General features: G+C 62.2%; 24 protein-coding genes. 15 read left to right on the top strand and 9 right to left on the bottom strand.

Annotated features, from left to right (window positions below):
- Positions 1-1,631 precede the first annotated feature (1,631 nt).
- Positions 1,632-2,981: a replication initiation protein gene (locus tag BM438_RS11180; RefSeq protein ID WP_054034706.1), complete on the top strand. Its 1,350-nt coding sequence runs from the start codon at positions 1,632-1,634 to the stop codon at positions 2,979-2,981.
- Between the two features lie 78 nt (positions 2,982-3,059).
- Here BM438_RS11180 and BM438_RS11175 read toward each other — a convergent pair whose 3' ends face one another.
- On the bottom strand, positions 3,060-4,115 hold the full coding sequence (locus BM438_RS11175) for a ParB/RepB/Spo0J family partition protein (RefSeq protein ID WP_054034705.1): 1,056 nt from the start codon (positions 4,113-4,115) through the stop codon (positions 3,060-3,062).
- A 24-nt stretch (positions 4,116-4,139) separates the two neighbouring features.
- Positions 4,140-4,802, bottom strand: coding sequence for a ParA family partition ATPase (parA, locus tag BM438_RS11170; protein ID WP_054034704.1), 663 nt, complete (start codon positions 4,800-4,802; stop codon positions 4,140-4,142).
- A gap of 803 nt (positions 4,803-5,605) precedes the next feature.
- Between parA and arsC the strand changes: the two genes are divergently transcribed.
- Positions 5,606-5,965 (top strand): arsenate reductase (glutaredoxin), encoded by a 360-nt coding sequence (gene arsC, locus BM438_RS11165; protein WP_093634337.1) that lies wholly within the window; start codon positions 5,606-5,608, stop codon positions 5,963-5,965.
- A 42-nt stretch (positions 5,966-6,007) separates the two neighbouring features.
- On the opposite strand, the gene BM438_RS11160 is transcribed toward arsC, so the two are convergent.
- Complete coding sequence (locus BM438_RS11160; protein WP_093634336.1) at positions 6,008-6,991, bottom strand: sulfonate ABC transporter substrate-binding protein; 984 nt, start codon at positions 6,989-6,991, stop codon at positions 6,008-6,010.
- 227 nt (positions 6,992-7,218) lie between these two features.
- Between BM438_RS11160 and BM438_RS11155 the strand changes: the two genes are divergently transcribed.
- Together BM438_RS11155 and BM438_RS11150 are read left to right on the top strand one after the other, a co-directional pair.
- On the top strand, positions 7,219-8,595 hold the full coding sequence (locus BM438_RS11155; RefSeq protein ID WP_093634335.1) for a GntT/GntP/DsdX family permease: 1,377 nt from the start codon (positions 7,219-7,221) through the stop codon (positions 8,593-8,595).
- Positions 8,596-8,732: 137 nt separating this feature from the next.
- The gene (locus BM438_RS11150; protein ID WP_093634334.1) at positions 8,733-9,023 is read left to right on the top strand and encodes a DUF1272 domain-containing protein; all 291 of its coding nucleotides are present in this window, start codon (positions 8,733-8,735) and stop codon (positions 9,021-9,023) included.
- Between the two features lie 11 nt (positions 9,024-9,034).
- Here BM438_RS11150 and BM438_RS11145 read toward each other — a convergent pair whose 3' ends face one another.
- On the bottom strand, positions 9,035-9,238 hold the full coding sequence (locus BM438_RS11145; RefSeq protein WP_093634333.1) for a zf-HC2 domain-containing protein: 204 nt from the start codon (positions 9,236-9,238) through the stop codon (positions 9,035-9,037).
- Positions 9,225-9,833, bottom strand: coding sequence for an RNA polymerase factor sigma-70 (locus BM438_RS11140; protein WP_054034290.1), 609 nt, complete (start codon positions 9,831-9,833; stop codon positions 9,225-9,227). The genes BM438_RS11145 and BM438_RS11140 overlap by 14 nt, the downstream gene beginning before the upstream one ends.
- A 449-nt stretch (positions 9,834-10,282) precedes the next feature.
- Between BM438_RS11140 and BM438_RS46700 the strand changes: the two genes are divergently transcribed.
- The 4 genes from BM438_RS46700 (at position 10,283) to BM438_RS11125 (ending at position 12,354) form a co-directional block, all read left to right on the top strand.
- Positions 10,283-10,414, top strand: coding sequence for a hypothetical protein (locus tag BM438_RS46700; RefSeq protein ID WP_257021004.1), 132 nt, complete (start codon positions 10,283-10,285; stop codon positions 10,412-10,414).
- A 540-nt stretch (positions 10,415-10,954) separates the two neighbouring features.
- A complete protein-coding gene (locus tag BM438_RS11135) occupies positions 10,955-11,239 on the top strand; it encodes a hypothetical protein (RefSeq protein ID WP_093634332.1) in 285 nt (94 codons plus the stop codon).
- Between the two features lie 11 nt (positions 11,240-11,250).
- On the top strand, positions 11,251-11,520 hold the full coding sequence (locus BM438_RS11130; RefSeq protein ID WP_244179345.1) for a DUF6723 family protein: 270 nt from the start codon (positions 11,251-11,253) through the stop codon (positions 11,518-11,520).
- Between the two features lie 279 nt (positions 11,521-11,799).
- The gene (locus tag BM438_RS11125) at positions 11,800-12,354 is read left to right on the top strand and encodes an NADPH-dependent FMN reductase (RefSeq protein ID WP_093634330.1); all 555 of its coding nucleotides are present in this window, start codon (positions 11,800-11,802) and stop codon (positions 12,352-12,354) included.
- Between the two features lie 93 nt (positions 12,355-12,447).
- Here BM438_RS11125 and BM438_RS11120 read toward each other — a convergent pair whose 3' ends face one another.
- The 3 genes from BM438_RS11120 to BM438_RS44795 form a co-directional block, all read right to left on the bottom strand.
- Entirely contained in the window at positions 12,448-13,467 is a 1,020-nt protein-coding gene (locus BM438_RS11120) for a hypothetical protein (RefSeq protein ID WP_093634329.1), read from the bottom strand.
- Between the two features lie 214 nt (positions 13,468-13,681).
- A complete protein-coding gene (locus BM438_RS11115) occupies positions 13,682-15,970 on the bottom strand; it encodes a hybrid sensor histidine kinase/response regulator (protein ID WP_093634328.1) in 2,289 nt (762 codons plus the stop codon).
- A 129-nt stretch (positions 15,971-16,099) separates the two neighbouring features.
- The gene (locus tag BM438_RS44795; RefSeq protein ID WP_143131693.1) at positions 16,100-16,468 is read right to left on the bottom strand and encodes a hypothetical protein; all 369 of its coding nucleotides are present in this window, start codon (positions 16,466-16,468) and stop codon (positions 16,100-16,102) included.
- A 179-nt stretch (positions 16,469-16,647) separates the two neighbouring features.
- On the opposite strand from BM438_RS44795, the gene BM438_RS11105 reads away from it, so the two are divergent.
- From BM438_RS11105 to BM438_RS11075, 7 genes are all read left to right on the top strand, one after another.
- Positions 16,648-17,016 carry a response regulator gene (locus BM438_RS11105; protein WP_093634326.1) on the top strand — a complete coding sequence of 123 codons (369 nt, stop codon included), beginning with the start codon at positions 16,648-16,650 and terminating at the stop codon, positions 17,014-17,016.
- The gene (locus tag BM438_RS11100) at positions 17,009-17,632 is read left to right on the top strand and encodes a chemotaxis protein CheC (RefSeq protein ID WP_093634325.1); all 624 of its coding nucleotides are present in this window, start codon (positions 17,009-17,011) and stop codon (positions 17,630-17,632) included. Before BM438_RS11105 ends, BM438_RS11100 begins: the two co-directional genes overlap by 8 nt.
- On the top strand, positions 17,629-18,567 hold the full coding sequence (locus BM438_RS11095) for a sensor domain-containing diguanylate cyclase (RefSeq protein WP_054034186.1): 939 nt from the start codon (positions 17,629-17,631) through the stop codon (positions 18,565-18,567). The genes BM438_RS11100 and BM438_RS11095 overlap by 4 nt, the downstream gene beginning before the upstream one ends.
- A 206-nt stretch (positions 18,568-18,773) precedes the next feature.
- Entirely contained in the window at positions 18,774-19,622 is an 849-nt protein-coding gene (hpnD, locus tag BM438_RS11090) for a presqualene diphosphate synthase HpnD (protein ID WP_093634324.1), read from the top strand.
- 4 nt (positions 19,623-19,626) lie between these two features.
- On the top strand, positions 19,627-20,904 hold the full coding sequence (hpnE, locus tag BM438_RS11085) for a hydroxysqualene dehydroxylase HpnE (RefSeq protein ID WP_093634323.1): 1,278 nt from the start codon (positions 19,627-19,629) through the stop codon (positions 20,902-20,904).
- Entirely contained in the window at positions 20,901-22,949 is a 2,049-nt protein-coding gene (gene shc, locus BM438_RS11080; RefSeq protein ID WP_093634322.1) for a squalene--hopene cyclase, read from the top strand. Before hpnE ends, shc begins: the two co-directional genes overlap by 4 nt.
- Before the next feature lie 3 nt (positions 22,950-22,952).
- The gene (locus BM438_RS11075; RefSeq protein ID WP_093634321.1) at positions 22,953-23,678 is read left to right on the top strand and encodes a phosphorylase; all 726 of its coding nucleotides are present in this window, start codon (positions 22,953-22,955) and stop codon (positions 23,676-23,678) included.
- Between the two features lie 339 nt (positions 23,679-24,017).
- Here the strand turns inward: BM438_RS11075 and BM438_RS11070 are convergent, their stop codons facing one another.
- Positions 24,018-25,016 (bottom strand): MlaA family lipoprotein, encoded by a 999-nt coding sequence (locus tag BM438_RS11070; protein WP_093634320.1) that lies wholly within the window; start codon positions 25,014-25,016, stop codon positions 24,018-24,020.

The following is a 25,016-nucleotide window of genomic DNA, read 5'->3' as shown; positions in this document are numbered from 1 at the left end:
CTTTGAACCCATGTTAAAAACGTTAACGCCATGGCAAACCCTTACCAGGTGGGCGTTCCAGCCCGGCAAGGTGAAGCTTTACGGGAGAGGTGGTGAGGTCTTGCGGGAGTGTTGAGTGATGAGGTTCGGGGGCCTCGGTGAGCAGGTCCGGGACAGAACGTGAGCGGGTTCAGGAGCTGCCCCAAAAGTGTGGTTTCGCTAAAGGTGAGATTTTGCGGGACCTGAGCGACCGGGATCGCCCGGCAGCACTCAAAAGTAGGTGCGGAGCTCGATGGGCCTTAAGGTGAGCGCTTTCGGGACCACCGCGGCCGCCAATTTTTGACCTTATTTTGGCCTCGTTAACCCCATTGGTGAGTCAAGACAGGAGAAAACGCGAACTGAAGGTGAGACTTTCCGGGGCCGAGGCGTCATTTTTGCCTCAATTTTGTGCATTTGGACGCTTAAGGTGAGGGTTTGCGGGAGCTGAAGCTGATTTCGGCCCAAATTCGGTTCGGTGCGCCGATGAGGTCGTCGATCACCCATTGCGGAAAGGTGAGCGAATTCGGGAGACCTGGATCGAGGCGATAGCCGAATCGCCAAAAAAGCTGTTTTGGGCCTGAGGTGAGGTTTTTCGGGAGCCTTTTGGGACGTTTGTCTTCGCTAAGGTGAGGAAATACAGGACTGAAGTCGCCGCAATGGGCCGGAAAAGCCCTACTGACGCTGTCAGAGTCATTCTGATTTTGGGGCTGCGAAAATCTTAAGGTGAGGTTTTTCGGGGCCCTTTGGGTTGCGACCGGAAACGTCGAATTTCACTGAAAAGCTGTTAAAGGTGAGGATATACGGGAGCGTGTGCCCATGGCTCGGTGAATAGTGGTCTGATAAGTCAATGAAATCATTGGATAATTTTTGTGCGCTGCGCAAAGGTGAGGTTTTTCGGGGGGGCTTTTTCATGCGCTGCGTAGGCCTGATTCGGACTCATAGGTGAGGCTCTTCGGGACTATTTATCGGTGTTTTTTCAGCGCCCCAGGTCTGGAGGCCGCGTCGTTCCAAGCGCTCAGCTAGCGTTAAGGTGAGCTTTTTCGGGGGAGATTCTCGCGACTCGGATCTCACTGCCGCGTGAATCAGATGTCTTGCCGCCAGGGTCGCGGGCCATTTGCTCAATCAAATATGCGGCGATTGCGGTGTGCATCTGTGCATCGAAGGCCACATGGCCGCAATCGACGCATATGCGTGCCGGCGGGCTTCGGCGTGGTGCCTGCTTAGGGAGGAGGCTCGGCGCGCTTGTCGGGTTTCTCCCCTCCCCTATCCGCTGAAATCGGCAAAAGTGCATCCAAGCCACCGATCGAGTACGAGTGCGTCTCGCTCGCTACGTGCGTGCAGCCAAAATTCACGAAAATTTTTTGAGGTGAGAAGATTCGGGATCGAATAGCTCCGGTTCGCGGCAGGTCAGAAATGGGTCAATTTTCTGGAGGCCGCGACCTGTAAGGATGCCCTGAACCTGGCGCGAAACGGGTGAGGTGAGGGTTTTCGGGAGTTGCTCGAGGTGAGTTGTGCCTCGTAAACTCACTTCACCGGGAACGGTGAGACCCGTGCTATAGACGCGTATCACCACAGCCGGTATGCTCTCGCCAAATCCCTCCTCGACCAGACGCATGGCTACGAAGCGCGCGAAGAAGACAGATGTAGTCAGCCCGAGCTCGGCCGAATTACGCAAGGCCGTTGAGGCGATCGCCATCCAGCCCAAGAGCGGCAAGATCACGCTCCTCACCCGCAAGCTGTTCAACGTTCTCCTTGCCGTCGCTCAGCAAGCCGATGAGTCCGGCGATACGTATCGGGCCTTGCTGTCTGACATCGTCGCCAATTCCGCATTCGATTCGAACGACACGGCGCTCGTGAAAGAGCACCTGCGGCGCATGGTGTCGGTGCAGGTCGAATGGAGTACCGGCACGTCCAGCCAGAAGCCGGGTCGGAAATGGGGTATTTCCACGCTGATTGCCGACGCGGAAATTCTTGAAGATCCCACCACTCGCCGTGTGTGGGTGGAGTTCTCATTTGCGCCGAAGATCAAAAAGAAGCTGCTCGATCCTGTTCAGTATGCGCGGTTGAGTCTGCAGTTCCAGAGCCAGTTGCGCAGTAGCGCGGGGCTCGCACTTTACGAGATTTGCGTTCGCTACCTGACCAACCCGAGCCATCTGACGATGCGCGAAACATGGGAATGGTGGCGCCCTATTCTCTCGGGCACGCCTGACACCGAAGCGGGTGATGAGGCGAAGCGCGAGTACAAGTACTTCAAGCGCGATTACCTGCGCCCGGCCATCGCCGAAGTAAATGCGGTCACCAACATCTTTGTCGAGTTGATCGAGCACCGGGAAGGACGGCGGGTTGCCGAGATCCAGTTCCGCGTGACCGAGCGCAAACAGCCTATGCTCGCACTCGACGAACACCCGAATGTATTCGACAGCACCCTGGTCGACCGGATGGTGAAGATCGGCATTCCGCTGAAAGAAGCGCAAACACTGTACGCCGATAGCGAAGAAAACCGGATTCGCGCGGCGCTGCAGATGACCGAGCAACGCATGCGCAGTACGTCCTTGCCCGCTGTGCGTAGCGCGCCGGCTCTGTTCAAGGATGCGTTGAAGAAGGGCTATGCGCCGCCGGTCGAGGCGCTGGCGTCCGGTAGCGGCGGTAAAGCCGCGGTGGCTGCGCCGGCGGACGACCTGAAAGCGCGGCTGCTCGGCGAGTACTCGGCGGTTCGTCGCAAGGAAGCGCGCGAGCTTTACGACGAGCAAGGTGAGTCGGAGCGGGAGATCGCACGGAAGTCGTTTGAGGACGACGTGTTGCCGGATCTCGGCACACATATGCGGGACGACTGGCGTCGTCGTGGGCTGGATTCGAAGATCGTCGAAACGGCGTTCTTCGATTGGCTGGCTCGCAAAACCTGGGGCGAACCCACCGATGGCGACCTGCTCGCCTTCACGCTGAGCCAATCGCGCGCGGCGTAATCGTCAAGATCGCATCAAGAAAAACGGCGGCCACTTTCGTGTGCCGCCGTTTCTTTTCCTGCTGATGCTCTTCCTTCGTTACTTCAGCATCTTTTCAATCTGACGAAGGATGTCGTCACGCTTTTCACGGGTGAGGCCCTTCAGGCGCAGTTCGATTCGATCGTCTCCATACGATTTCAGATCGCCGACCGAGACGCCGCCGAGCTTGATTTCCAGACGCTGCGCATAGCGCTGCCGACCCGCCGGCTTGGTGCTTTCCTGCGCGCTTGCTCTGCCCTTGACGATGTCCGCAACCTGTCGCGTGCTCAGGTCGTCGGAGAGGATTTTGTTGATCAGGCGCAGCGTAGCGTCGGCGCCGCGGGCAGTGTGATAGCGGCCCACCTGATACGCCATGTTCGAACCAAAGCGGTCAGGCCTTGCGACCATCTCATGCATCACCGCCTCGGGTAGCTTCGCAATCGAGAGGGCGACCGCGATGGTTGACTCGTCCAGTCCGAGATGTTCGGCGAGCTCCTTCTGGCTCTGGAAATGTCGATCGTCGAGAAAGCGTTTCCAGACGACGGCGTTGTCGAACACGGTCTGCGAATCGCGCTGGACGTTGAGGTCGTAGCCGAGCTTATAGCTCTGGATGCCGATCGGCAGATCGATGACGATCGCCTTCACCGATTCCTTGTTTGCTTCTTTAAGCGCCCGCACACGCCGACCGCCGTCGCTGACGTAGTAGGTGCCGGGGTTGTCGTAATCGGGAATGACGTGAATTGCCTGCTGCTGGCCCTGCTTCGCCAGATTGACAGCAAGCTCGGCAATCGACGCCTTCAGATAGAAATGGCGCGGATTGAACGGGCTCGGCTTGATCGTCTTGAGCGCGAGTTCGATGACCTGGCCCGGCCGGTAAGCGTGTTCGATCCGCCAGGCACGGTAGGCCGCCGACTCATTAGCGATATCCGCCGCTTCGAGTTCGGTGACGTCCTGGGAAAGGACAGGCTGGATGACGCGGTTCGGTACATCGCCAGTTGGGGCGCCATTCTTGACCAAACCGTCGATCGCGTTCAGGCGGTCGAGAGCGGTTCGCTTTTCGCTGCTAGTCGTATCAGGACGTGCTTGAAAGCCTTTGGCGAATTGGGAGGGTTTCATTCAGGGTCCTTTATGCGCATAAATTCAGGGGAGCAGGGCTGCGATCTCGTTGGCGCACGCCCGTACTTCGATGGCGGCGAGCTTGGCGCCGCGATCGTTCATCTGAAGCACTGTCTGCCCTAAGGCCATTGCCTGTTTGTAGGCTTCCCGTGTCGGGATCTGGGTCTTCAGCAGTGGGAAACCGAGCTCTTCCAACGCACGCTTCAGTTCGCGCGTCAGCATCCGTTTCTCTTCGGTCTTATTCAGCAGAAAGACGGCGCGCAGATCCTCGTTCATGACCTGGGCCTGCTGCACGAGTTTCACCAGCCCGACGCTCGACCAATAGTCGGCGGGCGACGACGACGTTGGCATGATCGCGACGCTCGCCGCGAGCAACACGACGCCGGACACTTTCTCGGTGATGGAGGGTGGGCAGTCGACGACGATGATGTCGTAGTCAGCCACGAATTTCTTGATCTCGCGATGGATCTGGCTGCCGGCTTCGGAGAGGTTGACGACTGGGAACGGAATGCCGGTTTCGCCGTCTGATGATGCGCTGGCCCAATGGACCAGGGTGTTTTGACCATCGGCGTCTACGACGAGGACGCGTTTGCCTTTTTCATGGAACGCAGCCCCGAGGTGCATCGCGATTGTGCTCTTCCCGACCCCGCCCTTCTGCTGAGTTACCGCGATGATTTCTGCTGCCAATCTTCACCTCCTCTTTTTAGACGCAAAAGGATTTTACCTGGATGAATTCGCATTTCAATCGTTTTTGTGTAAACGCGAGAAGAATTAGCCGAACGGGATAGGTTTATGCGCATAAAGGTTGTGGCATGGCTGAGCTAAAGCGCAGCGGGTGTGAAGCGGATCAACGGCGATAGGTTTGCGGCGCCGGGAAGGTGTCAGACGCGGTGAGGTATCGAAGGGGGAGTTCGCTACTGGATCTGGTGCGATGCGAAGCTGCGCCCACGGGTATGGGTCGTGGTGTGTCGGTAGTCTGGGATTCGACGCCGTGCCGCTTACTTAGGGTTGGCGTTGCTGCGTCACATCGCTTTTACAGGCCCCAACTGTTGGCGGCGTCGAGGCATATCCGGGCCACACTCGTGCCCCGCGAGCCGTCACGCATAGACACCTTTATGCGCATAAACTTTTCGGGCGTGACTCAAGCATGGAGCCGCCGTTGCTGGGGGGTGTAGGGATCGATGCATGATCCTGCGGCACGGCACGGAGGTGGGACTGGCTGCTGCACGAAGCCTCGTGTCCATGCATACAAAGGGGGAGGCTCAACCAACATGGGTTGACGCTTTCAGTAGAGCGGCCCAAGCCACCCGGCGATAGCTCGACAACTTCCGGCAGGCGCTTTATGCGCATAAACCGAACGACATCATCACCAACAGACAACGCCACGTTCCTGCCTCAACAAACCCGATCGCCCCACCCAACTCCCGCACCGGCTAAAATCCCCAACCAAAAAACACCCCGCACCCAACACAAGCACCATTCACCCAACCATGATCACCATCTACCACAACCCCCGTTGTTCAAAATCGCGAGCTACCTGCGACCTGATCGCCACCACCTACAACAGCGCCAACGAACCAACGGAAATCATCGAATACCAGAAGCAACCACTCACGGCCGCGCAGTTGAAGCAACTCAACGCGCAGCTAGGCTGCACAGTCCGCGAGATGATCCGCGACACCGAAGCCGAATACAAAGCACTCAACCTCTCCGACACCACGCTGAGCGACGCTCAGTTATACGAAGCATTGGAAACGCACCCGATCCTTCTGCAACGACCGATCGTCGTGCGGAACGGGCGAGCCGTGATTGGCCGCCCGCCGGAAAATGTCGAAGCGCTATTCGCCTAGGCGTCGAAGCATCGCGATCTACGTGACCCGAGCCGAAGCGACCTAAGCCTTGGCAGCCAATGCAGCGTCCTTCGTCACGATCTTTGTCGGGATGATGCGCAGCTCGCTGAATGTGTCCGCGATACGTTGCTGTTCTGCAAGCACACTCGCGTCGATGGGTTTGTAGATGTGCGCGTAGTGTCGCAAACCCGCTTCGATCACACCGGCGTCGAGGCCCTGAATCGGTGCAAGCTGTGCGGCTGCTTCGCTGTAGTGCCCGCGCACCCACTCGCCCTCTTTACTCACCGCATCTATCACGATCGCGAGCACGTCACCGTTTTTCTCCGCAAACGGCCGCGCGCTCAGGAAGAACTGATGGTGACTGACGATCCCTTCGGCGTCGGCCAGCAAGCGGGCATTCGACTGGCGTTTTGCCGCCTCGAGGAACGGGTCCCAGATCGCCCATGCGTCGATCGCACCGCGTTCGAAGGCCGCACGCGCATCGGCGGGCGCCAGAAAGACGGGTTGGATGTCGCTGTACTTCACGCCGCTCTTCTGCAATGCGGCGACCAGAAACCAGTGAACGTCCGAACCTTTATTGAACGCGATCCTTTTGCCCTTCAGATCGGCGAGCGTTTTGATCGGCGCGTCCTGATGGACGAGGATCCCTTCGGCATGTGGCGTCGGGATTTCATACGCCGTATAGACGAAGTTCGCGCCGGCCGCCTGCGCGAACACCGGCGGCGCCTCGCCGACATAACCGAAGTCGATCGCGCCGACATTCAATCCTTCGAGCAACTGCGGGCCGGCGGGAAACTCAGTCCATTTGACCGTGAAGCCAAGCGGTGCGAGCTGCTTTTCGAGCGTGCCGTGCGCCTTCAGCAATACGAGCGTGTTGGCCGCTTTCTGATAACCGATGCGAAATTCCTTCGCATGCGCATCCGCGGCGAAGACTGACGTGGAGACAACGGGTAAGGCCGCGGCGGCCAGCGAGGCGCCCACGCCGGCGATAAACGTGCGGCGCGTGAGCAACAGATGACGGGACATAAAAGTGCTCGTTAAAAAGACGGACGCGAAACGGACCGATTAGCGTTGACGATAATTCGTCTGCAAGCCTGGACGAACCGATAAATTCGCATAAGCAAATCACGCCGGAGGGGGCGGGACACCCCAGCGGTCCCGCTCTGCGTGTCTGACTGCGTCAAGTCACCTTGCCCCGCTACAATCCGTCATCCGCGCGCAGTCGCGGCTGCGTCAATCGGAAAAGGGACATCGTGCATCTGACGACAACACTCGCGCCGTGGTCATCCCACGACACTCAACTGATTTTGTCGTGCGTGCTCGGGCTCGCACTGATCATCGTATTCATCAGCGTGCTGAAGCTCGCACCGTTTCTGTCGATTCTGGTCGGCACGTTCGCGGCGGGTTTTTCGGCTGGTCTGCCGCTGGAAGCAGTAGCCAGCGCATTCAGCAAAGGCGCGGGTGCGTTGCTCGGCGACGTCGGCATCATCATCGCGCTCGGGGCGATGCTCGGCGCGCTTATGGCCGAATCGGGCGCCGCTGACCGGCTCGTCTCAACCATCCTCAAACATTCCACGCCACGTACGCTGCCGTGGATGATGGCGCTGGTGGCGATCATCGTCGGCCTGCCGCTCTTCTTTGAAGTCGGCCTGGTGATGATGGTGCCGATCATCTTCGTGATGGCGCGCCGTTCGCAGCAGCCGATCCTGCGGATTGCGATTCCCGCGCTCGCCGGCATGACCACATTGCACGCCCTGTTGCCACCGCACCCAGGTCCACTGATCGCCGTGAGCGCACTGCATGCCGATCTCGGTCTGACGCTTGGTCTCGGCCTGATCGTTGCCATTCCGGCGGTCATTCTGGCGGGACCGGTCTACGGCATCTGGTTGTCGAAGCGGATGCACGTGGTCGAGCCGGAAGAAATGGGCAAGCTGTTCACCGCAGAACAAAGCACCGGCGAGCCGCCGAGTTTCGCGATCTCGCTCATCACGATCCTGTTGCCGGTCGTGTTGATGCTCGGCCGCACGGTTGCCAAACTTCTGCTGCAACCCGAAACCTTCCTGTTCGACGCGCTCAATTTCCTGGGTGAGCCGTTGGTCGCGCTCGGCCTCACCGTGCTATTCGCGGTAGTGGCGCTGGGCTGGTCGCGCGGCATGGCACGCGACCGGGTCGGCGGCATTCTGCGCAAGAGCTTGCCGCCGATCGCGGCGCTGCTGCTGACCATCGGTGCCGGCGGTGGCCTCAAGCAGGCGCTGGTGGTGGCCGGCATCAGCACGACGATCGGCAAGATCGCGGTCGGCGCGCACATGCCGCTGATTCTGCTGGCGTGGCTGATCGCTGTCGCGCTGCGGCAGGCGACCGGCTCCGCGACGGTTGCGACCACCACGACCGCCGGTATCGTCGCGCCGGTCGTCGCGGGCCTCAGCGCGACGCACAATTCGCTGATGGCGCTCGCGATCGGCGCAGGTTCCGTGTTCTTCTGCCACGTGAACGATGCCGGTTTCTGGATGGTGCGCGAGTACTTCGGGTTGCAATTGAAGCAGACGGTGATGGTCTGGTCGGTGCTGCAGACGATCGTATCCGTCGTCGGCCTCGTCTTGACGTTCGCGTTGTGGACCGTGTTGACCTGAGCCTGGCCCAAGGATCGCAAGCGGTGGCAGGAATTGACGCCTGGCTGTCAATTCCACATGGCCCGATCCACTTACACTGCTTCGACACAGACGAGGCGCAGTCCCGCGCTTCGCTTCCCTGCCGACCCGGAGCCACCATGCTTGAACTGAGACCGTCCTGCGAAGGATGCGGCAAATCACTGCCGCCGAACGCGCCCGACGCGATGATCTGCACGTACGAATGCACTTTCTGCGAAGTGTGTGCGCTCAGCACGCTGCGCAACGTGTGTCCGAACTGTGGCGGCAATTTTCAGCATCGGCCGATCCGCACGCGCGCGCAGCTGGCCAAACATCCGGCCGGTGCCCAAGCGCATCCCGTCTCCATCGACGAAGCGTCACACGCAAGCTTCTTCGAGTGCTACCGGAACACGCCACCCGGCGAGCGCTAACAGGCGCCACCTCAATCCTCACCACCACCCGCGCCCGGCGTCGCAATCCCGCTCACCGTGCGCGCCGCCACGCGGAGCAGCCGGATCTGTTTGCGGTAATTGCGGCAGCCGCTGCAAGTCGGCAGATGCAGCCGGATCGCGACCCATTCGCCGGTCGTCAAACGGCGGTCGAGCGCGTCTGATAATAGCCGCGTGATGTGCTTACACTTCCCCATTCGCATCCTCTCTGGATAGGCCCTTTTCGCTCAGGCAAGTGCGCAAGCGCAGCCGCGCGCGGTAGATCAGCACGCTGCAGTGATTGGCGGTCATCTGCAGTTCGGCGCAGATCGCTTCGGTTTCGAGATCGAGAAATTCGCGCATCATGAACACGCGCCCGATGTGCTCGGGCAGGTGTTCCAGACACATCTCGAACAAGGTCCAGAATTGCTGCTGACGCAGCGCGGTTTCCGGCGTCGGCCATGGTTGCGGCTTGCTCTCGCGTGACCAGTGGCCGTTGTCCTTGAAGAGTTCACGATCGAGCAGCGTCTCGCCGTCGATTTCGGATTCGAGCGCCGACAGATTCACCGTGCGCTGCCGGGCGCGCAAGGTGTCGATGAGCTTGTGCCGCAGGATGCCGAACACCCACGTCTTGTGCTCCGATTGCGCGGCAAACCGGTCGGCTTGTGTCCAGGCGGCGGCCAGAGCCTCCTGGACGGCGTCTTCGGCGGCAGCGGCATCGCGCAGTTGCAAACGGGCGAAGCGCAACAGGTCGCGCCGCAATTGCGTCAGATAAACGGGATCATCGAGCGCCGGCCCACTTACTTGCGCCATGGCGGGCTCCATCGCCGCGCTTGCGGTTGCCGCGCGTTTTCTTCTGGATCGTTGTGGTTCATAGACGGGTGGGTTTCCTCGCGCAGTTCCCGGACGTGTGCGCCATTCTCCCGCACGTTCCTGCGCAAGCGAATTGGTATTGAACATGTGCCCGCCAGCAAGCGAAGACTCGATGAGCTTAGTCGTGCCGCAACAGGCTTTATGACAGCAAAAATATTATTGCAAAAAATGAAATCAAGGCTGCGCCGGCGCAACCGTAACTTCAGGCGCATGGGCGAGGCGTGTAGTGACACACGTTTCAAGCTCGCCGCAAATACGCGGCTGGATTATTTCAATATTTGAAAAAACATCTTCTCGTCTTCGGTATTTTTAGGCGGGCACTGAATCGCTATTCTCCACTCCATCGATCGCCCCAGATCGCGAACTAAACGCCGAAGAGGAGTAGCACCATGAAACGCATTCTTACCGCCCTGATCGCTTCCGTCGCCCTGTTTGCTGCTGCTTCGGGCGCAGCTCAAGCTGCTGCACCGGCTCAATGCAGCGGCCCGGCATCGTATTGCAACGTGTTCTTCGGCAACTAATCGTCTGGCGGACGCGGCCGGACACCGGTCCGGCACAAGTCTGCTGACGAGACGGGTTCTCGAAATCAAGAAAGGGCGCCGATAAAGGCGCCCTTTTTGCATTTAATCCCGCACGTTTGACGCACGTATGAAGCGTCTGCAGAACAGGGCTGCGACTCCCTTTCTCCGGTGTGCAAGCGTCGAGAAACAGAAAGCGGTACGCAATACCCGGCACTCCGAAGCAACACCCGCGCCTGGCGCGCAAATGCGCCTAATGCTCACTCTTCTAACGTGTTACAGTGAGCCAACAGCTTGCAGTTCTCCTGCGCGCCCTGCGCAGTCCCTCAGGCATCCGCCTCTCATCACAGCGCCCTGAACCGAACGGGGTCCTTTCCTTCTACTTCGTTCGACGGTGTCGCCGGCGTGGCCTTACAGACGCCGCTCCAGACGCGCATCGTCGCCGACCAGCACCTGTTTGCTGAAACGCCGCGACTCGCCCGGCGTCATGCCCAACACACAGCCACACGTTTCAAGCGAGATCCTTTACCGGAGACGACTACCATGAACAATACGATCAGAAGCTACCGGGGCCTTGAGATTTATCCACTGGTTTATCCGCACCAGCCGCGTTCTGCCGATGGCGTTCGCCACTACGATTCGGGCTTCGACGCCGCGGTGCGAATCTGCCGGCGCGGCACCGACGACACCTTGACCAGCAGCCGTGTATTTCGCGTGCCGAGCCGTTCTCCGTTTGGCGCGGCTGGCGACGCACGCATTGCATCAGCAAGTTACGCGGAGCGGGTGATCGACGGCATGGTTGCCGGCGAGTCGATCGCCGGACTCTGATGCGCGCACCGATGGCAAGCCACATTTCCAGGCGCTCGCAGGGCGCGAATTCCATGCCGTTGACGGGCCGCGCAAACTATCAGGTCGCCGTGTCGTCGCGTCGAACCTCCAGCGGGACGGTGCCGACGCTGAAAGTAATCCGGTTAAGCGACGAGCGCGTGATCTATCCCTTCCAGGGCCACGCGGACATGCCGTTTTTCGAAAATGCGGATGCGGCTCAGGTGTTTGCCGAGACGTACGGCTGGCAGCTTGTGGATGGCGACATCGCTGTCCCGGAATGACAGCGAAGAACGTCGAGTTGCCTCAAATCGTCCTAGGCCGAAAGCATGCTTGATTGACAAGGCAAAAGTACCAGTTATCCACAAGGTTATTCAGTGAATCTGTGGATAACTTTTGTCGCTACCGGGTTATCCACCGGTCGCCACTTTCGAGGTCCGGACCGCGTAACCAGAAGTCGGCGCTTTTTGTGCGCGCCCTTGCCGTACCGCCCGGCTTTTTGCCTATGATGAACAGTTCGTACCCTTTAGCGCGTCAAGCGCCTAACCTCGAGGAAGCGAACTATGGCCCATCACATCGCAGTGGTCGTCGGCAGCCTGCGCCGCGAGTCGTTCAACCGCCAACTGGCGCAGGCCGTGATTTCTCTCGCGCCCGCGGACTTTACCTTCGAGTTCATCGATATCGGCTCCTTGCCGCTCTATAGTCAGGACTATGACGCCGACTATCCCGAAGTCGCCAAACACCTGAAGAAGCGCGTTGAAGCCGCAGATGGCCTGCTGTTCGTCACCCCCGAGTACAACCGCTCCATGCCAGGCGTCCTGAAGAACGCACTCGACTGGGGCTCGCGGCCCTGGGGCACCAATTCATGGGGCAACAAGCCCGGCGCGGTGCTCGGCACCTCGCTCGGGGCGACCGGCACGGCGCTCGCGCAACAGCATCTGCGCAATGTACTGGCGTACCTCGATGTCGCCACGCTTGGCCAGCCTGAAGTGTTCATCAAGCACGACCCGGCGGCGATCAACGAGAAAGGCGAGATCGTGAACGACGGCACCCGCAAGTTTTTGCAGACCTTCGTCGACCGTTACGTTGCATGGGTCAAACGTCAGACCGCTGCCTGACGGCCAATTCGGGCCATATCAAAGCACCCGCCCAGACTGAAAACGCCGACGTCGCCGTAACTTCACGGCACGCCGGCGTTGCCGCTCCCCCGTTTAGACGTGATGGTGTCCCGTCACCCGTTCCCAACCATGACGCACGGCGAGCTTGAAGCGCTCCCACGTGCTGTCGGGCGAGGTGGTTTCCCAATGGCGCCGGGCTTCCGGCTCGACGTCGTCCCATGCCCGGTCGCGAAAACGCGCGTCCTGACCGATCTCCGCGCCGTAGCGATAGGCCGGCACGTAATCTTCATAGCGCGCGTTCTCAGCCGCGTATTGCTCGTCATAGTGCGTGCGGAAATCCTCTTCGTATTCCAGATACTCGTTCGGCATCTGGCTACCTAAACCCGCGGTCGGCTGCCCGGCTTCGGAGACGACGTCCGACGGCTGCAGGATCGCGCCCGAACCCGGCATCGAACCTGCCGCAATCGCGGTACGTCCCGCATCGCCCACCAGCGGGTCGATGACCGGCTCGCTCACGGGGTCGCGCATCGGCCGCTCAGCCCGCGGCGGCGGGACGAACGGCTCGGCGTCGGTGCCCATGAGCGGCGGCGGATAGAGTGGATCGGCCGAGGCCTTAGGCTGTGTCGTTGAAGCCGGCGTCGCTACGCCGGCCGTCGTCGTGCTCGATGTATGCGGCGTGCCTGGCGTCACCGCGCCAATGCCGAGTTCGTCGAGTATCGAATGATCGCGGCTCGATTCAGCTGGCGTGTCCCAGTCGGGCGAACGCTCGCCGATGTCGGTCGCACCCAGCCTCGTCAAGGTATTGCGAGCGAGTTCTGCATGCGATTCGCTGGCCGCGCTCACGCAGACCAGCACGGCGCCGCGGCGCACGGCTTCCGTGTAGCGAGCCGTGTCCGGCGCGCGAGGGCCGCTCGCAAACAGGCTCGAGAGAAAACGCTCGATATTGGCGAGCACACCGGAACCGGCGACCTCGTCGGTTGCGGAGCCGACGGAGGGTTCCGGATTCGCCTGCAACTCGATCGTTTCGCGTGCAAAACCGGTCTGTACAAGCGTGTCGCGCGCGGCCTCGGCTTGAGAATAGGTGTCGAATAAACCAATCACGGTATGTCGCATGGCTGTCTCCCGGCGGTTTTAGGTGGATCGAACGGCGCAAGAACGCGTCGGCCTCCTTCCCTAAAAACATCGCAACGATCATGCCGGGGCGGCACGGCGTGTCCGCACGCCCGCTGCTGGCCGCTTGCGCCATGTGTTCGCATAGAAACTGCGGCATTCCGCTGCCGCGCTTTTACAACCGCCGGTAATTGGCGGCGATGCTGAAAAAGCGGCGTTAGTCGGCCGGATGGGCCGCCGCAGCCGGATCGGCGCCCGTTTGCGCCAGTTCGCGCTGGATCGCTTGCAGGAGTTCTTCCAGCAAGGCGATATCGAAGGGTTTCGACAGCACCCGCACGTTCACATGCCGCGCGCGGTCGAGTTCTTCCGCGTAGCCGGTGACCAGAATGACCGGCAGCCGGGTGTCGAAAGCCTGTACGGCTTCGGCCAGGTCGATGCCGTTCATCGTGCCCGGCATGTGGATGTCCGACAGCACCAGGTCGAACGGCAGCGGCTCGCCGGTGCGCGCCTGCCTCGCGTGGGCGTCGTCGAACAGGCAGAGCGCGGTATCGGCGTTGAATACACACGTGACCTGGTGGCCCATCATCTGCAACAGGGCCTCGGTGCCGGCGGCGACTTCGTCGTTGTCCTCGACCAGCAGGATGCGCAAGCCGTGCGGCGCGCCGCTTTCCTCGACACCCGTTTCGGCCGGCAGTTCGGCTTCGGGAGCGGCTGTGGCGCGCGGCAGGTAGAGGCGCACCGAGGTGCCTGCGCCGATTGCGCTGTCGATCGCGGCAAGGCCGCCGGAGCGCTCGCAGAAGGCGAAAACCTGCGGCAGTCCGAGACCGGTGCCCATGCCTTTCGGCTTCGTGGTGAAAAGCGGTTCGAAGGCGCGCGCGAGCACTTCAGGCGGCATGCCGCCACCGGTATCTTCAAGCGACAGTTGCACGAAATCGCCGGTCAGCGGAAAGCCGTCCTGGTGGCGGAAGTTGATATTGGCGGCTCGAACCGTGAAGCGGCCGCCGTTGGGCATGGCGTCGCGCGCGTTCACCGCGATGTTGATCAGCGCCAGTTCGAGCTCGGCGACGTCGACACGCATGGGCCAGATATCGACGCCGATATCCATCACCAGCGAAATCTTCGCGCCGAGCGATGCGCGCAGCAGTTCGCGGCACGCCGGCAGCCAACGCTCGAGCGCCAGCGTCTCGTTGCGCAACGGCTGCTTGCGCGCGACGCCGAGCAATTGCCGGGTGAGCGACTGGCCACCCTTGAGCGCCCGCTCCATCGCCGACAATTCGCGGTCGAGCCCCGGCGCGCCGCGCCGCCGGGCGATCTGCACGTTGGCAGAAACGATCATCAGCAGATTGTTGAAATCGTGCGCCACACTGCCGACCAGATTGCCGAGCGCCTCCATCTTGCGCGATTGGCGATACGCGGATTCGATCGAGCGGCGCATCGAGGCTTCGGCCTGCCAGCGCTCCCACGCCTCCTCCTCGGCGCCGAGGCGCCGCAGCGACAGCCAGATCACGCACCACAGCACGATAGACGGCGTGAACATCGACAGAATCAGTACGCTTAGATGCCGGTACCACGCGGCCCAGATGGCCGAGGTGCGATAGCCGCACAACGCGTAGACCGGATAGGCGCCGATGCGCCGGAACGCGAGGATTACGTTGTCGTCGTCGATGTCGGAGTGCATACGTACGACGCCGGCTCGCCGCCCTTGCGCCAGCGCTTCGGCCAGTGGCGAATGCGGCGCCGTAGCCTGCGGCTCGCGCGGGCGGCGCGGATAGTGTGCGAGGATCGCGCCGTCGGTGCGCACGAGGCTCATGATCATCGGCGTGCTGTCGCTGCCGCCGAGCAGTTCCCGGTAGAACGCGTCGAAATAGCTGGGCCGCAGTGCGACCGAGACGACGCCAGCAAATGAGCCGTCGGCTGCTTGCCGCTCCACGCCCGTGTTGAACACCTGTTCGCCCACCACATGTCCCGTCATGACCTTCGAGACATGCTCGAGACCCTTGCCGTCGCGAATGCCGGTGAAATCGTCGCGGTCGGCAATCGACAACTCCGGCGCGGGATAGAAACGGCTGGTGGCGAGCAGATCCCCCTCACGGCCGAAGATCGAGACGGCCGCCACCTGAGGATAGCCGCCGCCCATAGTGCGCAGCTTCTCGTGAATCTCGCCTTCCTGAGCGCGAATGCCGTTGTCGTCCAGACCTTGCGTCAGATCGACAATGCGCGAATCGAGCGTCTCGTTCATGTCGAACACTTTCAGCGCGTGTTCTTCGGCCACGCGCACGGTGCGCAGCGTCACGTCGGTCGCGTCGGCCATGCGCGCGCGCAGATCGCTGAACGCCATCGCGGCGACGTACACGCACGGCAGCACGATGGCTGCGATAAGCAGCGCGATCAGCGTGATGCGCCGGACGTGGAAATTCTGTTCCGGTACGGCCGGAAACCGCGCCTCGTCCTGGCGGCTAGGGGGAGGGCGGCTCGCTTCAGGCGGGTCGAACCGTTCTGATGTCATGGTCGGTAACGCTAAGGTCGTTCTGGACGAAAAGGCCGGGAATCGGCGTCATACGAAAAGCATAGACATGCAGCAGCCGTACTAGTTACTGTGACAAATGGTCGGCCCCCGATTTGTCGGCCGTTTGAATCAGTGACAAATCGAGCAGCGCAAACGTACACAAAAGTATAAATGTAAAAGAAAGACTCTGAAATCTACCGAAATATTTTCAAAAATAGCATTTAATGGGAAAATTTCTTTAATCAAAGCGAAATTGGCGAGTTGCCTTTCCGCCAATTTGCTTCGAAAATCGATGTCATCACAAATAATGCGTCCGCCATGTTCGGATGCATCTGCCACGAGGACCGCCAGGCAACGCGCACAACGCGTGACCGAAGGCGCTCGCGGAAACAGCCGCGCGGCAAGGGACCAGCCCGATCCGTGGAGCCGCGCGGATTCATCTACGGGGTAGGCTCGAACATGCCGGTCATAGCCGTCGTCCACCGTGCCCGCGCGCATTCATGCGCGCCCACGGCTTCCGTCACACGCGCCTCGCTGTGCGGGCACCCCGCTCGTTTGCAAGCTTCATTCTCGCAAGCTTCAGCCCGTTTGAGCGCCGGTCGACAGACCGCACGCTAAAGAAATCACCTCTACCCGCCGTTAACGCGCAAGAGCTAATTCCGCTTACCGACCCGCCCATGCCTTTGCCCATTGTGATCGCCGACGATTCATTGCTTGCCCGCAAGGTGCTCACCAAGGCATTGCCGCCGGACTGGGATGTCGACGTGTCCTACGCGACGAACGGGCGCGAAGCGCTCGGCCTGTATCGCGAAGGCAAAGCGTCGGTGATGTTTCTCGACCTGACGATGCCGGACATGACCGGCTATCAGGTGCTGGAAGCATTGCAGCATGAGGATCTGAACACCTTCGTCATAGTCGTCTCCGCCGATGTCCAGCCGATGGCGCAGTCGCGCGTGCGCGCGCTCGGCGCCGTCGCTTTCATCGCCAAGCCCGTGACGCCCGAGGCGGTACTACCCATCCTCAAGGAGTACGGGTTGTATGTCTGAGCCAGTCCTCACCGAAGACCAGCGCGACGCGCTGCAAGAGGTCGCCAATCTGGCGATGGGCCAGGCCGCGACGCGTCTCGCGAGCCTGCTCGATGCGTTCATCGAATTATCGGTGCCGCGCGTGAAGGTGGTGGCGGTGAGCGAGGCGGCACAGGCGCTGCGCGAGATGACCGGAATCGAGGACACGGTGAGCGCGGTGCGCCAGGGCTTTCGCTCCGATATCAAGGGCGAAGCGCTGGTGATCTGCCGCAGCGACAGCATCGACCAGTTGTGTTCGCTCGTGAGCGACCCCTATTCGCGCTCGAGCTATGAGGCGGTGAGCCAGCAGGAACTCGTGTTCGACGTCGCGAACGTGCTGACGGGCGCGTGTGTCTCGTGCATCCTCGACCAGCTCGGCCGCACGCCGGTCTTCTCAGCGCCTGGCCTGCTCGGTGAGGCGATGACGCTCGACGAAGTGTTCCAGCCCGGCGTGTTGCAGTGGGAAGTCGCGCTGCTGGTGGAAGTCAATTTCGCGCTCGAGGACCAGAGTTTTCGCGCGCACCTCGTGATGCTGATGGCCGAAGAGTCGATCCGCCATATGAACGAGGCGCTCGACGAGCTGTTGTCCAGCCTATGAATGTGTCCGCGGAGTCGTTGAGCGATCTGGTGGTCGAACGTGTCGGTTTCGGCATCTTCGTGCTCGATCGCAATATGACCGTGCTGATGTGGAATCGCTTCATGCAGGATCACAGCGGCTTGACGCCGGAGCAGGTGGTCGGCAAATCGCTCTTCACGCACTTTCCGGAATTGCCGCGCGTGTGGCTGTCGCGCAAGATCGAAAGCGTGTTTCAGCTCGGCAGTTTCGCGTTCAGTTCGTGGGAGCAGCGCCCGTATCTCTTCAAGTTCGATCACGACCGGCCGATTACCGGCGGCGTCGACTTCATGCAGCAGGACTGCACCTTCATGCCGCTCACGCGCGATCGCGAAGTGGTGGCCGTGTGCGTGACCATCTCCGACGTCACGCATGTCAGCATCGTGCAGCGCGAGCGTGAAGAGGCGGTCGCCAAGCTGCAGGAATACGCGGACCGTGACGGTCTGACGGGCATCGCCAACCGGCGTTACTTCGAAGCGCGCCTGCGCGACGAATTCACGCGCTGGCAACGCTACGGCGGCGAGATGTCCGTGCTGCTGTTCGATCTCGATCACTTCAAGAAAATCAACGACCAGTTCGGCCACGGCGTGGGCGATACGGTGTTGCGCGTGATGGCGCAACGGGTCGCCGAGGTGGTGCGGGCGCAGGATACCTTCGGGCGTTTCGGTGGCGAGGAGTTTGCCTTGCTGTTGCCGTGTACACCGCTGGAAGACGCCATGCGGGTCGCGGAGAAAATCCGCTGCACGATCGCCGACACGCCGGTCGACGTGCAAGGCACAAGCGTGCCGGTGACGGCGAGCGTCGGTGGCGCGGCAGCGCGCCTTGGCGTGCCGGCGTACGACGTGCTCATCAATGAAGCCGACGCGGCGCTGTATAGCGCCAAGCGGCAGGGGCGCAATCGCTCGGTGGCGTTTACCTGAGCGTTTCTCGCGAAGCGCCACATCCGTCTTCCGGCCCCTTATTCACCCCTAAACTGCGGCATCTCACAAAGGTTGTTATACTTTTCGCCGTTTCCGGCATCCCTGCCGGGTGTTTCGCGCGTGTCCGCGCGCGCGGGGCGCATGCCTTGCAGTAACCACCAAATTTCTTGAACGCCTTTCAGCGGGCGCCTCCAGCGGAGATCGTCTTGGCTGTTTCCAATCTTGTCGTGGACGATACAGAAATCGACGCCGCTGCCGCTACGTCCGGCAGCTCGTTCTATCTCGCAATGCGCATCCTGCCGGCCGCGCAGCGCGACGCGATGTATCAGGTCTACGCTTTCTGCCGCGCTGTCGACGATATCGCCGACAGCGACAAGCCGCGCGCCGAACGCGCCGCCGCGCTCGAGCGCTGGCGCGCCGACATCGACGCGTGCTACGCCGGCTCACCGCGCGCTTCCTTGCGCGCGCTGACGCGGCACATTCATACGTTTCACCTGCAACGCGAAGATTTTTACGCAATGATCGACGGTATGGCGATGGATGCCGCCGCCGACATCTGCGCGCCCGACGAAGCCACGCTCGACCTGTACTGCGACCGCGTCGCGAGCGCGGCGGGCCGTCTGTCGGTGAGGATATTCGGGATGCAGGAGGAGCCGGGCCGTTTGCTGGCGCACCATCTGGGCCGCGCGCTGCAACTGACCAACATCCTGCGCGATATCGACGAAGACGCCGGCATCAACCGCTGCTACCTCCCGCACGAATTGCTGGCGCGCGAAGGTATTGCCGTGACGAGCCCGGCCCAGATCGCCGACGATCCGTCGTTGCCGCGCGTCTGCGCGACGCTCGCCGAGCGCGCCAAGGAGCATTTCGCCGCTTCCGACGCGATCATGGACCGCGAGCCGCGCAGCCATGTGCGCGCACCGCGCATCATGTCGGGCGTCTATCGCGTGCTGCTCGAACGCACGCTCGAGCGCGGCTTCGACATTCCGCGTACGAAGGTCAGCAAGCCGAAACTGCGCATGCTGTGGATCGTCGCGCGTTACGCGCTCTTCTGAGCTGATGCCGAAGCTCATCCATGTGATCGGCGCCGGCCTCGCCGGCCTGGCCGCAGCGGTGCAATTGCAGCGGCGCGGCGCACAAGTCGTGCTTCATGAGGCTGCGCCACAGGCAGGGGGCCGTTGCCGGTCGTATTACGATCCCAAGCTCGGCGCCACCATCGACAGTGGCAATCACATGGTGTTGTCGGGCAATTACGCCACGCTCAACTATGTACGCGCGATCGGCGCCGCCGACGAGCTGGTCGGCCCGTCCCAGCCCGAATATCCGTTCATGGATCTGGCGACGCGGGCGCGCTGGACCGTGCGCATGTCGCCGGGCCGCCTGCCCTGGTGGATTTTCGACCCGAACGCGCGCGTGCCGAACACCGGACCGAGCGACTATCTGGCGCTCGTGCCGCTGCTGTTCGCCAAACCCGGGCGCAGTGTGGCGCAAACCATGCGTTGCAATGGCCCGCTGTGGGATCGTCTGCTGCGGCCGCTGTTTCTCGCGATGCTCAATGTCGAGCCGCGTGAAGCGTCGGCGGAGCTCACGGCCGCGATGGTCAGGGAGACGCTGGTCGCCGGTGGTCTGGCGTGCCGGCCTCTGGTGGCGAAAAACGGTTTGGGCAGCGCGTTTGTCGACCCGGCGCTGCGTCTGTTGCAGCACGGCGGCGCGGCAATCCGGCTCGGGTCGCGTCTGACCGACATCGTGTTTGCCGACAGCGGCGCCGGCCCCGCCCGCATCTCGGCACTGAATTTCGCGGACGAAAGCATCGCGATCGAAGCCAACCAGGCCGTAGTGCTCGCGGTGCCGCCGGACATCGCGCAGACGCTCGTGCCCGGCTTGCGCTCGCCGAATCGCTTCACCGAGACCCTTAACGTGCATTTCGCGGTCGAGCCGCCGTTCGGCATGGCGCCGATCACGGGGCTGCTGAATGCGACGGCCGATTGGCTGTTTGCCTTCGAGGGCCGCATGTCGGCCACGGTCAACGCCGCGGAGCGCCTGCTCGACACACCGCATGAAGCGCTGGCGAAAACCATCTGGGCCGAAGTGGCTCAGGCTGCCAACGTGCCGGCCGAGCCGATGCCCGCCTGGCAGGTCGTGGTGGCAAAACGCGCGACGTTTGCCGCCTTGCCGGATCAGGAAATGCTGCGCCCCGGCACGCGCACTCGCTGGAACAATTTGATGCTCGCGGGCGACTGGACGGCCACCGGCCTGCCCGCGACGATTGAAGGGGCGATCCGCTCCGGCCAGAAGGCCGCGGACACGCTGCTGAATCAACCGATGGAACGCCGATGAACGACTTATCTCAAGCCCAGCCGCTGGACGCCGTCCTGCCTGAAATCGCCGATGCGGCGCTGAATGTGCCAAGCGCGGTGTCGAGCGCTGCGCCTGATGCCGCGCCGCAAGCGTACGCGCCGTCGCTCGACGCCGCGATCACGCGTGCCACCGACGCGATCCTCGGCGCGCAGAAACCGGACGGTCACTGGGTCTACGAACTCGAAGCCGATGCAACGATTCCCGCCGAATACGTGCTGCTGGTTCACTATCTCGGCGAAACGCCGAACGTGGAACTGGAGCAGAAGATTGGCCGCTATTTGCGCCGCATCCAATTGGCGGACGGCGGCTGGCCGCTCTTCACCGACGGCGCGCTCGACATCAGCGCGAGCGTCAAGGCGTACTTCGCACTGAAGATGATCGGCGACTCGCCGGACGCCGACCACATGGTCCGTGCGCGCGAAGCGATTCTGGCGAACGGCGGCGCGGAAACGGTGAACGTGTTCACGCGGATTCTGCTTGCGCTGTTCGGCGTGGTGTCGTGGCGTGCCGTGCCGATGATGCCCGTGGAAATCATGCTGCTGCCGCAGTGGTTCCCGTTCCATCTGTCGAAGGTGTCGTACTGGGCGCGTACCGTGATCGTGCCGCTGCTGGTGCTGAACGCGAAGCGGCCCGTGGCGCGCAATCCGCGCCGTGTGCGGATCGACGAGCTGTTCCGCGGCGCGCCGGTCAATACCGGCATGCGTGATCGGGCGCCGCATCAGCATCTCGGCTGGTTCCGGTTTTTCCGCGGCGTGGACGTGATGCTGCGCATGGTCGACGGCCTGTTCCCGAAGGCGACGCGTGAGCGTTCAGTGCGCGAGGCGGTGCGCTTCGTCGACGAACGGCTGAACGGCGAAGACGGCCTCGGCGCGATTTTCCCGGCGATGGCCAACTCGGTGATGATGTACGACGTGCTCGGCTATCCGGCCGATCATCCGAACCGCGCGATCGCCCGTCAGTCGATCGAAAAGCTGCTCGTCATCAAGGATGACGAAGCATATTGCCAGCCGTGTCTGTCGCCGGTGTGGGACACCTCGCTCGTGGCGCATGCGCTGCTCGAGACCGGCGAAGCGCATGCCGAACAGGCGGCTGAACGCGGGCTCGCCTGGCTGCGCCCGCTGCAGATTCTCGACGTGCGCGGCGACTGGATCTCGCGCCGTCCGAACGTGCGTCCTGGCGGCTGGGCGTTCCAGTACAACAACGCGCACTATCCGGACGTCGACGATACGGCGGTGGTGGCGATGGCGATGCAACGCTCGGCGGCGCTGACGCAATCGGATGTCGACCGCGAAGCCATTGCGCGGGCGCGCGAATGGGTGGTCGGCATGCAGAGCAGCGACGGCGGCTGGGGTGCGTTCGAACCGGAAAACACGCAGTACTACCTGAACAACATTCCGTTCTCCGATCACGGCGCCTTGCTCGATCCGCCGACTGCGGACGTGTCCGGCCGCTGCCTGTCGATGCTAGCGCAACTCGGTGAATTTCCGCAGGGCAGCGAGCCGGCGCAGCGCGCGTTCGATTACATGCTCAAGGAACAGGAATCGGATGGCAGCTGGTACGGCCGCTGGGGCCTGAACTATATCTACGGCACCTGGACCGCGCTGTGTTCGCTGAACGCCGCTGGCCTGCCGCACGACGACCCGCGCATGAAGCGCGCTGCGTTGTGGCTGCTGTCGATCCAGAACGAAGACGGCGGCTGGGGTGAGGGCGGTGAGAGCTACAAGCTCGACTATCACGGCTACGAGCGCGCGCCGAGCACGGCTTCGCAAACCGCATGGGCGCTGATGGGCCTGATGGCGGCGGGCGAGGTGAATCATGAGGCGGTGGCGCGTGGCGTCGAGTATCTGCAGCGCGAACAGCGCGAGCACGGGTTGTGGGACGAAACGCGCTTCACGGCGACCGGCTTCCCGCGCGTGTTCTATCTGCGTTACCACGGCTATCGCAAGTTCTTCCCGTTGTGGGCGCTGGCGCGCTTCCGTCATCTGAAACGCAACGGGCTGACGCGCGTCGCGGTCGGGATGTAACGGATGGCGTTTTCAACAACGCTGTCAGCCGACGCCGGCCGCAACACCTTGCCGGTGATCGTGGTGACGGGTATGGCGTTCGAAGCGCGCATCGCGCGCGGCAAGGGTGTCGAGGTGGTCTACGCGGCTCGCGCGGATCTGCTGGAGCGGGCGTTGAGTGCGGCGGTTGCGCGTGGGTGCTCGGGGATTGTTAGCTTTGGTACGGCGGGTGGGTTGGCGCCCGATCTGGAGCCGGGCACTTTGATCGTCGGTGAGGCCGTTGAGGGGCCGTTCGGGCGGCTCGAAACTGATCGCTCATGGGCTGACAGGTTTGCCGCTGCGTTGGCAACGGGGCCGCTCGCGGCGCGTCTGCGGCGTGGGGTGATGGCGGCTGTCACCGCGCCTTTGGTCAGCGCTGATGACAAGCGGTTACTGCATCGTTCGACGGGTGCTTTGGCTGTTGATATGGAGTCGCATATTGCTGGGGCGACGGCTGCCGCGCATGGGGTTCCGTTTGCGGTTTGTCGTGCGGTTGTTGATCCGGCCTGGCGGACGTTGCCGGCTGCTGCGACTGCTGGCCTGCGGGATGATGGGACTACTGCGTTAGGGCCGATTTTGCGGGAGCTTTTGCGGCAGCCTTCGCAGCTTGCGGCGCTGATTCAAGTCGCCGTCGATGCGCGGGCGGCGCGGACCTCGTTGGTGCAGGCGCGGCATGCTATGGCGGCGGCGGGCGCTTTGGCCTTTCCCTGATCTGGGTTTGGTGCCTTTCCTTGTTTTGTTAGTGGTCTATTAGCGTTGCCCCTGTGCGGGGCGGCACTTACTTTCTTTGCCGCCGCAAAGAAAGATAAGCAAAGAAAGCGGCTAGAAGCCCCTGCTAAGTGGGCACCGTGGTCTGCTACGGGTAGTGGTGCATCTGGAATCTGTGTTCGTGCCCGTGCATAAGCTTGTGACAAGGGCGTCATACTTCCGGCGGCGCTCCGCGCGCCGAAGCGTAATTCATAAAACCGTCTGGTTTTTTCAGGCGAGTTGTCTGCGTGTTCTTCGCTGCCCGACGCGCGCAAAGCGCGCCGGGGATCTGACCCACATCCCTTATTGGACCGCTGGCGTTGCTTCCTGCGGTTTCTTGTCCGTCGGCGCCGTTTGCGGTGCCTGCGTCGTTGCGCCCGACGCGGCAGCAGGCGCTGCCGCTGGAGCGCTCGGTGTGTCGCCTGGGTCGGTGTAGTTCGGGACGCCTGCCGGGGCGCCTGTGGCGCTTCCTGAGGCGGCGTTCGGGGCTTCTGGTGCGTCGCCCGGGTCGGTGTAGTTCGGGACGCCCGCTGGGGCGCCTGCCGCTGCTCCCGATGCGCCCTTGGCGGGGGCGGCGGCGCCGGAGTCGTCCTGGTCGTCGTAGGTCGGGAGCGGTGCGGCGTTGTCGCCGGTGCCGCGCAGGCGTGCCTTACGCTGCTGGGTGTAGGCGTCGCGCACGAACGAATACTTGTCGAGCGCGGCCTGTTGCAGCAGGCTGGATGCGCCCAGCAGATCGGAACGCACGCTCACGAACTGCAGCACGTACAGCGGATTGCGTACCGCCGGCTCAATGTAGTTCAACGGGTTGAACTTCACGTCCACGATCAACCCCATGCTGTCGCGTACCGTGCTCGGACCGAATAGCGGCAGGACAAGGTATGGGCCCGACGGGATACCCCAGTGGCCCAGCGTCAGACCGAAGTCCTGGTGGTGTTTCGGCAAGCCGGCCGGCGTCGCCCAGTCAAGCAGGCCGCCGAGCCCGAAGGTCGAGTTGAACGCGAAACGCACGAAGTCTTCGGTCGCGTCGGTGATCTTCAACTGCAACAGGTTGTTGGCGGCGTTGGTCAGGTCGCCCAGATTCGAGAAGAAGTTGCTCACCGCCGTACGCAACGGCTGTGGTGTCACCTTCTGGTAACCCTTGGCGACCGGGACGGCGATGAAGCGGTCCACACCGTCGTTGAAATTGAAAATCACACGGTTTGCCGGCTCGAACGGATCGCCAGGCTTGCGGTCGGGGCCGGTCGCGCAGCCAGAGATCAGACCGGTGGCGGCCAGCGCCAGCACGGTGTTTCGCAGCTTCAT

This window comes from Paraburkholderia aspalathi (assembly GCF_900116445.1).
GTDB classification, from domain to species: Bacteria; Pseudomonadota; Gammaproteobacteria; order Burkholderiales; family Burkholderiaceae; genus Paraburkholderia; species Paraburkholderia aspalathi.
This window is presented reverse-complemented; position numbering and strand designations above follow the sequence as displayed.

What these genes read in the sequence shown, in the direction of transcription:
- BM438_RS11180 (WP_054034706.1), top strand. Translation starts at nt 1,632, where the DNA reads ATGGCTACGAAGCGCGCGAAGAAGACAGATGTAGTCAGCCCGAGCTCG.
- BM438_RS11175 (WP_054034705.1), bottom strand. Translation starts at nt 4,115, where the DNA reads ATGAAACCCTCCCAATTCGCCAAAGGCTTTCAAGCACGTCCTGATACG.
- arsC (WP_093634337.1), top strand. Translation starts at nt 5,606, where the DNA reads ATGATCACCATCTACCACAACCCCCGTTGTTCAAAATCGCGAGCTACC.
- BM438_RS11160 (WP_093634336.1), bottom strand. Translation starts at nt 6,991, where the DNA reads ATGTCCCGTCATCTGTTGCTCACGCGCCGCACGTTTATCGCCGGCGTG.
- BM438_RS11150 (WP_093634334.1), top strand. Translation starts at nt 8,733, where the DNA reads ATGCTTGAACTGAGACCGTCCTGCGAAGGATGCGGCAAATCACTGCCG.
- BM438_RS11145 (WP_093634333.1), bottom strand. Translation starts at nt 9,238, where the DNA reads ATGGGGAAGTGTAAGCACATCACGCGGCTATTATCAGACGCGCTCGAC.
- BM438_RS11140 (WP_054034290.1), bottom strand. Translation starts at nt 9,833, where the DNA reads ATGGCGCAAGTAAGTGGGCCGGCGCTCGATGATCCCGTTTATCTGACG.
- BM438_RS46700 (WP_257021004.1), top strand. Translation starts at nt 10,283, where the DNA reads ATGAAACGCATTCTTACCGCCCTGATCGCTTCCGTCGCCCTGTTTGCT.
- BM438_RS11135 (WP_093634332.1), top strand. Translation starts at nt 10,955, where the DNA reads ATGAACAATACGATCAGAAGCTACCGGGGCCTTGAGATTTATCCACTG.
- BM438_RS11130 (WP_244179345.1), top strand. Translation starts at nt 11,251, where the DNA reads ATGGCAAGCCACATTTCCAGGCGCTCGCAGGGCGCGAATTCCATGCCG.
- BM438_RS11125 (WP_093634330.1), top strand. Translation starts at nt 11,800, where the DNA reads ATGGCCCATCACATCGCAGTGGTCGTCGGCAGCCTGCGCCGCGAGTCG.
- BM438_RS11120 (WP_093634329.1), bottom strand. Translation starts at nt 13,467, where the DNA reads ATGCGACATACCGTGATTGGTTTATTCGACACCTATTCTCAAGCCGAG.
- BM438_RS11115 (WP_093634328.1), bottom strand. Translation starts at nt 15,970, where the DNA reads ATGACATCAGAACGGTTCGACCCGCCTGAAGCGAGCCGCCCTCCCCCT.
- BM438_RS44795 (WP_143131693.1), bottom strand. Translation starts at nt 16,468, where the DNA reads ATGCGCGCGGGCACGGTGGACGACGGCTATGACCGGCATGTTCGAGCC.
- BM438_RS11105 (WP_093634326.1), top strand. Translation starts at nt 16,648, where the DNA reads ATGCCTTTGCCCATTGTGATCGCCGACGATTCATTGCTTGCCCGCAAG.
- BM438_RS11100 (WP_093634325.1), top strand. Translation starts at nt 17,009, where the DNA reads ATGTCTGAGCCAGTCCTCACCGAAGACCAGCGCGACGCGCTGCAAGAG.
- BM438_RS11095 (WP_054034186.1), top strand. Translation starts at nt 17,629, where the DNA reads ATGAATGTGTCCGCGGAGTCGTTGAGCGATCTGGTGGTCGAACGTGTC.
- hpnE (WP_093634323.1), top strand. Translation starts at nt 19,627, where the DNA reads ATGCCGAAGCTCATCCATGTGATCGGCGCCGGCCTCGCCGGCCTGGCC.
- shc (WP_093634322.1), top strand. Translation starts at nt 20,901, where the DNA reads ATGAACGACTTATCTCAAGCCCAGCCGCTGGACGCCGTCCTGCCTGAA.
- BM438_RS11075 (WP_093634321.1), top strand. Translation starts at nt 22,953, where the DNA reads ATGGCGTTTTCAACAACGCTGTCAGCCGACGCCGGCCGCAACACCTTG.
- BM438_RS11070 (WP_093634320.1), bottom strand. Translation starts at nt 25,016, where the DNA reads ATGAAGCTGCGAAACACCGTGCTGGCGCTGGCCGCCACCGGTCTGATC.